This is a genomic window from Streptococcus sp. E17BB, from assembly GCF_041807725.1.
In the GTDB taxonomy this organism is placed as follows: Bacteria; Bacillota; Bacilli; order Lactobacillales; family Streptococcaceae; genus Streptococcus; species Streptococcus entericus.
In genome coordinates this window covers 39,370-46,214 of the sequence record NZ_JBGTZC010000018.1, presented here as the reverse complement: position 1 = coordinate 46,214, position 6,845 = coordinate 39,370, and the positions used below count along the sequence as shown (strand labels likewise).

Annotated in this window: 6 protein-coding genes and 2 pseudogenes; all 8 read right to left on the bottom strand. The window is 44.7% G+C overall.

Annotated features, from left to right (window positions below; genetic code table 11):
- Window positions 1-125 (bottom strand): annotated as a pseudogene (locus ACERC7_RS05945) (sugar ABC transporter ATP-binding protein); the annotation flags it as partial.
- Window positions 126-143: 18 nt separating this feature from the next.
- The gene (locus tag ACERC7_RS05940; RefSeq protein WP_018368159.1) at window positions 144-842 is read right to left on the bottom strand and encodes an N-acetylmannosamine-6-phosphate 2-epimerase; all 699 of its coding nucleotides are present in this window, start codon (window positions 840-842) and stop codon (window positions 144-146) included.
- A gap of 350 nt (window positions 843-1,192) precedes the next feature.
- On the bottom strand, window positions 1,193-4,816 hold the full coding sequence (locus ACERC7_RS05935) for an alpha-N-acetylglucosaminidase (protein ID WP_373666402.1): 3,624 nt from the start codon (window positions 4,814-4,816) through the stop codon (window positions 1,193-1,195).
- Window positions 4,817-4,956: 140 nt separating this feature from the next.
- Complete coding sequence (locus tag ACERC7_RS05930; RefSeq protein ID WP_373666401.1) at window positions 4,957-5,199, bottom strand: hypothetical protein; 243 nt, start codon at window positions 5,197-5,199, stop codon at window positions 4,957-4,959.
- On the bottom strand, window positions 5,150-5,482 hold the full coding sequence (locus ACERC7_RS05925) for a hypothetical protein (protein ID WP_373666400.1): 333 nt from the start codon (window positions 5,480-5,482) through the stop codon (window positions 5,150-5,152). The genes ACERC7_RS05930 and ACERC7_RS05925 overlap by 50 nt, the downstream gene beginning before the upstream one ends.
- 36 nt (window positions 5,483-5,518) lie before the next feature.
- A complete protein-coding gene (locus ACERC7_RS05920; RefSeq protein WP_373660095.1) occupies window positions 5,519-5,785 on the bottom strand; it encodes a hypothetical protein in 267 nt (88 codons plus the stop codon).
- 33 nt (window positions 5,786-5,818) lie between these two features.
- Window positions 5,819-5,920, bottom strand: a pseudogene (locus ACERC7_RS05915) (YSIRK-type signal peptide-containing protein); the annotation flags it as partial.
- Window positions 5,921-6,163: 243 nt separating this feature from the next.
- A complete protein-coding gene (locus ACERC7_RS05910; protein WP_373658007.1) occupies window positions 6,164-6,823 on the bottom strand; it encodes a DUF1129 domain-containing protein in 660 nt (219 codons plus the stop codon).
- Window positions 6,824-6,845: the final 22 nt, after the last annotated feature.

The following is a 6,845-nucleotide window of genomic DNA, read 5'->3' as shown; positions in this document are numbered from 1 at the left end:
CAACCTGATGGTCCAACAAAGACGATGAACTCCTTGTCCTTGATGTCCAAATCAAAGTCCTCAACAGAGTAGAAGTCACTGTTTGGGTACTTCTTGTAAAGGCTGTTCAGTTTTAATGTTGTCATTAGAAACCTTCCTTTTTCTTATTTTAGTGCGGCGATAAAGCGCTCAGCAATTTCTTTTGGTCGAGTAATGGCACCGCCAACAACGATACCAGCAACACCTAGGTCTTTGACGGCTTTTGCTTCGTGAGGATAATGAATTTTACCTTCTGCGATAACATCTACCCCAGCTTCTGTCAACTGTTTCATCAACTCCAAATCCGGACCTGACTCTTGACGACTATAAGAGGTGTAGCCAGATAAGGTTGTCCCAACAAAGTCAACACCAGCTTCATATGCCGCCATACCTTCATCATAGGTTGAAATATCTGCCATCAACAGTTGACTTGGATATTTAGCCTTAATCTGACCAATAAATTCGCTAATTGTCAGCCCATCATAACGCTCACGTTTTGTGCAATCAAGGGCGATGACGGCAATACCTAGTTCGGCTAGCTCATCTACTTCTTTCATGGTTGCCGTGATAAAAGGTTCCTGTGGCGGATAGTCTCGCTTAATAATGCCAATAATCGGCAAGTCCGTTACCGCTTGAATTTCTTTGATATCACGGACGCTGTTAGCACGAATCCCAACAGCACCAGCTTGCTCAGCAGCCTTAGCGAGAAGCGGTATCACACCACCTGTTTCACTGTATAACGGCTCATGCGGTAAGGCTTGACAAGAAACGATGAGACCATCTTTGACTTGACCTAAAAATGCTTCTTTGGTCATTTGGCCCATAGACCTTGCCTCCTTTTCTAATCTATAACAACTTACGTTTACAAGTTTTATTATACATTATTCCCATTTTTTTGCAAGCGTTTTTTTTGTTTCGGTTTCATTTTCACGCTTCTGTATCTGCTTTCATAACCTTAAAACTACTTTCAGCACTCTGAAAATAGAATCAGTCTTCAAATAAAATAGGCTTTACTGTAGAGGACAGCATTAAACTCAAGCCGATGATTACGATTAAAATCTCACAAAATAAAAAGTAATGAGGACAAAAAACGCCCGATGTTCGGACGTTTCTTGGTTAGGATAGGCTTCTCTGAATAGGAGCAACAGATTAGCTTTTAACCATTTGATTAACCTTATCTGCGTGAGACTCTAGGTCTTTTTAAGCTAGTGGTTGCTAGCCCAAGAGCCGCGAGAAATGAAATAGTTCCCGTAACTGCAAGCCTTGAATCTTCTTCGCCAGTGTTTGGCAAAATGGCAGTTGGCTTGGCGACATTCGTCATCTGACTTAATGGTGCACTGGCAGATGACCTCATAACAGCTGTGATATTTTCAGAAATATTCACTAAGCGTTCAGATTCTAGATCGTTTGCCAATAAAGTTGTTGCGGTAACCTGTTGTTGAGGAGGGACAGTCGCTACTGGTTTGTAGACAATCCCATATTCACTGAAGTGATTAGCGGTGAAGACAACATAGCGCTGACCGTTTTGTTCGATTTCAGTAAATGGCAAGACCTCACGCTCATTGCTATTGGGCAAATAAACAACATGTGCAACAGATTTCTCGGCATCAATTGGAAGAGAGACCGTTGCTGGAAACTTCAGCTTGAGGATGTGACCATCTTTATCAAGCGTTTCGATATAGGCATCAACCTGTTCTTGCTCGGTAATCAGTTTGTTATAGTCAATCCGCTGCATCACACGGTCGAGATTGAGCACAGTGGTTAATGTGTAGTTCGTCAAGTCCTCTGGAACAGTTGACAATATGCTTCTAATGGCGCTGTAATCGGAAGCCTTGTAGGTTAATCGCTCCAGATAGCTTGTTAAATTGCTCTGCCAATCGTTAACAATCTCCTGCTCATGACGTTCCCGGTTGGGACTGATTGCCGCAAGCAATGCTTGAAGTGGCTGAGCGACTTCTTCTTTATATAAAGACAGGTTAGAAGGAACTCGCTCGAGGACCTTGTTCAGCTCTGCATAATCTGCCAATAGATAGTCCTCAGCTTTCAAGTGCCCCATAAGATTAAATTCAGCAAGAGCTGGACCAGCTGCATAAAAGGTACCTTTTCCAGTGATACCGTAGTAATCTATCTTAGCACTGCGAATCGCTCGTTTAACGGGAATTACAAAATCTTTTTCAGCAAGTGTCCCTGTGTGATTGCGGTAGCGGTCATAGACCACTGTTTCTCGTCCATCAAGTTCGGTGACTTTCACCACAAACTTAAAGGGACGACCAGCAGATTCAAACACCACATCAATCGTATCAACTAGGGCTGTTTCAGCTACTGGTACAGTAACTGTAGCTGGGTAAGCTCTTGTTCCCCAGTCCATTGTTTTCCAGAGATTGTCCTCATTATCATCGGTAATGTTGGTCAGCGGGAAACCATTGTCTGTATTTCCTTTATTGGTTGTTGGCGTTACCCCTTTGACAAGATTTACCCTTTCTTCACCAAGGGCATGACCGATAATCTCGATATCATTGAGACGTATAGGAGACGTCGTCTCCCGTGACGTCATTTTTAATCTAAACTTGCTGGCAATAGCTGTCGTCGTAAAGCTCTCGTTAGCATCCAGTTGGCGATTGTAGCGACGTTCCACTAATGTCCAATCGTTGAGGAAGGGATTGAACACTTCGACATCAATATCATATGGGAAGGTTGTGGCTAACTGCGGGAAGGCCAAGTTAATGCTATCCAGACGATAAGTGCCGTCTAAATCAACCTCTAACTGATGACGCCCGCCGCCTTTTGGTTGCCAAGTAAAGTCCGTTAAGCCATCGCTGAGCAGGCTTATTTTGCCTTCCGCTGTTTCAGAAGCTGTGACAAAGGTTTTACCCAGCACCAGATTACTTTTAGGAATAAGTTGTTCCCCTTGCCGTTTAATGGTTCTGTAAGAATGCTGGTTGAGCACTGTACGAGCTAAGCTACCGAGGCTTGTTGTATCTGGTTGAGTGACCAGATCGGCGGTGTCAGATTTGAGAGCTGTCCACCGTGATTCCCAACGGTACCAGTTGCTCTCAGCTTTGACATCCTCAAGTCGTTTGCTGGTGCCAGCTAACTCAGCTTGACGATTGCGAATCCAGATTTCCCAACGCTTTTTATAAAAGTCAGCCGTCAGTCCAGACCATTTCCGGTTAGAGTAATCTTTTAATGAACCAGAGCGCTCTGTCCCCCATGTGGTGACAATCGTTCTGGCATTGGCTTCAAACAGGTCGCTCGTCCAATCATCAGCATCAGGCAGCAGCTTACGAGCCATCAAAATCCAATTATCCAGCATGAATTTTTGCGTTGTTGCAGCCAGCTGGTCTGTCAAATCAATGGTTTTCAGAAATTCGCCAGCATAATGGTTGAATTTATTGAGGTTTCGTTCCTGTTTAGCCGCAATCATGCGGTCGTAGTATTCTTTAGCCCCATTGCTTAAAACTTGATTGGCTAATTCAGCGACATCATAGCGATAAGCGGCTGAATCTTTGAAGGTGTCGTAGCCTGATAGCATCAACTTCAGGGCTTGGTCGATCTTTTCACGGTCGTAGTAAATGCTACTATGTCCCCAAGTGGAAGCAGCTTTGAAGTTTTCCGTTGGTCGGGCATTGATAACGGACTCCGGTGCACCTTGATAATATTGTCCCTTATCGCGATAAGAGGTCTCTAACAAGAGTTTCCACGCTTCTTTAATCGGTGCATGGTCGCTGCCGATACGGCGCTCTGCGTATTTATCCAGCCATTGGTTGATGTCAATCGGCCCATCTGCCCAGTTAGTGTCAAATAATAACCCATAAACGACAGGATTGTTTTCCAATGCTTCAGCTGTCAGACCGATACCCACCATGTGCTTACGTTGCTTGAGCATTTTTAGGGGATCAACAGCAACTTTAGTGAGGTTCCCATCAGAGCCCATGCGTCCACCGAAGTTATGGAGAACGTTGTAAATCCAAGGCGTGCCATTATTCTCAAAAAGCCCATGCTCGTGCCGCATATCGGTCTGCAAGTCAAGAGCCAAAAGTTTAGACTTGTCCAAATCCAGCATTTGTGGCGCTTTTAGATTACCTTGCCACTGTTGCATAACCCAAATGGCTTGTGGGTCGTGTTCTAGCATTTTTTGCTGCACAGAGCGGTAAATCTGACGGACATCTAAGCCACCTGTATTGCCCCCTTCGTGGAATGGGTCAGTAGAATAATAATGTGATACTGAGCCGAAAACATTACGTTGCTTGGCATAGAAAACATCAGCTACCCGAGAGAAGAAATCCTCCTTACCTGCCTGGCGCTCCTCTTGCGTCAGATAGGTCTTGATAATTGATAGCCGAATAAAGCTCGGCCAGTGGTCTTTCGGTGTCAGGACAGCACCAGGATTTTTCTGAGCAAAGGTTTCAGGCACTTGACCAGCAAAGCCTTGAATAACAGGTTTGATGCCAAACGTCTGCATGCGGTCATGAATCCGACGCCCCAACTCCACCCTTTGGGCAAACCAGTTATCAGGCAGAGAACCTCCGATGCTATAAAGGTTTTGCATGTAGAACCAAGCATAGTAGGCAGGTCCTGGAATGTAATCCTTAATCTCTTGGTCACTGTAATTAAATTCCCTCAGGGTCTGGCGGAGAACTTCCTCTTGCCCAACGATGTCTAGCATGAGGTTAATACCATTCATAGCTGACCAGTCGAGAAGCTTCTCGTACTCATCCCAGTCCCAAAAGGCCATGGTGTAGGAGTAGGTCGTGTAGTTCAAGGCGTAACGGTGGTCAAAGTTAGCCTGCTTAATCACTGGACCTTCTACTGGTGTGACCTCGGAAAAAGCGGTGTTGGAGGCGAAAACAGGGTCATAATCAACCTTTGCATCAGGTAATAGTTAAAACCTGATGCAAAGGCGATCCCGTTATTGGCCTTGATGACAATACCGCCATCTTAGCGGTTATCAATTTCAAAAGTATCCTTATCATTGATGGCTTCTTTGAACTCAAAAGTGAACTTGTCCTGCCATTCTTGACCGATAACTCGCCCAACCAGCTCTCCCATTTGTTTGATGACCGTATCTTTGGCATAGGTCTTATCTTCTTCAAACCGATCCCATTTCTCTTTCCACTCGCTTTTTTCCCAATCAGTGACAGTGTTCTTTTGCTGGAATATGGTCAGAAACCTTGTGACCACGGATATCAAGCTCAGCTAAATTGGTGATAAAACGCTCAGAGTTATAAGCCATATTGACATGGATGTAAGCTGCACGCGTGTTTTCAAGGGCATAGGTCTCACCCTGAGCTGTCGCAGGAGTTTCGTCTACTTTAGCAGCGATGCGCTTGTAGTCGTTGCCATCTTCGGAGGCGTAAATGTAATAATTGCTGAATGAATTGTCAACTCTTGTTTTAACAGTAATCTTGGTCAGGTCGTATGTGCCGTCCAAGGTTAAATCCAAGACGCGATTATGGTCATACATGCCCTCATAGCTGTTTGGTTGACTGGGGACAGACTCTCAGACCGTGCTAGAGTTCCCGTCAAGAACTGCTTCAGGGCTGGTGTTATTACCAGATTTAGCGCTGATATTGGTGACGCCGACGGTAACTTCTGGACTGCTGGTTGGCTCAGCTGCTCGATCCATTACTATCGTCGGCTGACTGCTAGCATTGTCAGTCTGATTCGTCGGTTGAGCGGCTTCTTCTGCTTGCTCCGAAACCTTTGTAAGACTTGAAGCAGGTGTGTTCTCGATAGGCTGGACGACCTCCTTGACGACAGGTGCCATTTCTGGTTTAAGCTCTTCTGTCTCTGCCGCAGCGACCTGCGTACTGGTTAGGAAACTTAATCCGATAATGGCAGAGCAAACACCGACGGAAAATTTCCTAATGCTATAGCGGTTCTGTTTGTCAGATAAAAATATGGCTAACTCCTTTTGGTTGCGTTTTCAATATATTTATAGTATAGCTCAACGACTACAGAAAATCAACACTTATTAAGTAAAATTTAGTAAAAAGATGTTAAATTTACCATTGTTAGTTCAGTGTGAGTTAGCTATAAGTGACCTGTGGTTCTAACTGTCATAGATGCTTGGTTGAGTAGCAAACTTTTTGATGAAAATATAAAAAAACTCCCAGAAACTGAGAGTTTAGATGTCTTAGCCATCTTATTTTCCAGCAGGTGCCATAGCATTTTGAATATTATATTTGCGTTTGAGGTAATAGCGTGCGCCAAAACCGATAGCAGCAAGAACGAGCAAAACAGGCAGAGGAAGGGTAATGTTGATACTATCTGGCAATAGTGCTGTCGCCGAGCTGATGGTAATCCAAAGTGCCATCGAGGTAACTAAAATCAACAGACTCTTGAACATCGGCGGACGTTGGCTACGGTCGAGCCCCATGTAACGGTAGATGAAGTGGTAGTTGAGGTACATCGCAACCCCACCCAGCATCGCAAGAACCAGCAGAGACACTAGTTTGGTCGGCAGAGCTTCCTTGCTAAACAGCGTAGTCGCCGCATTCAAAAGAGCGATAACGGCAATCAAAAGTAAGGTCATGTCAAGCCACATGAGATAAGGATTGGTATTTTTTTCAGCGATGGCTGACTGGCTTATTTCCGGCTGACTAAAGCCAACTGCCCAAACCGTCGGAGCCCCCAGCAGATGACGAGCGGTCTCGCCTGTCTGTTGCGCCTCAATAATCGTTGGCAAAATGTCTTCCAGAATCGCTTTAATCTCATCGTCTGACTTACCATCTTTAATCAATTGCTTAGTAGCGATGTGGATAAATTCCTGATTTTTCTTAGTGAGTTGTTCGAGTTGTGACATGATTGTCCTTTCTAGTTTGGGA

Excerpts from the sequence above, each read along its gene's own strand:
- ACERC7_RS05940 (WP_018368159.1), bottom strand. The coding sequence starts at position 842 with ATGGGCCAAATGACCAAAGAAGCATTTTTAGGTCAAGTCAAAGATGGT.
- ACERC7_RS05925 (WP_373666400.1), bottom strand. The coding sequence starts at position 5,482 with ATGTATGACCATAATCGCGTCTTGGATTTAACCTTGGACGGCACATAC.
- ACERC7_RS05920 (WP_373660095.1), bottom strand. The coding sequence starts at position 5,785 with ATGGCACCTGTCGTCAAGGAGGTCGTCCAGCCTATCGAGAACACACCT.
- ACERC7_RS05910 (WP_373658007.1), bottom strand. The coding sequence starts at position 6,823 with ATGTCACAACTCGAACAACTCACTAAGAAAAATCAGGAATTTATCCAC.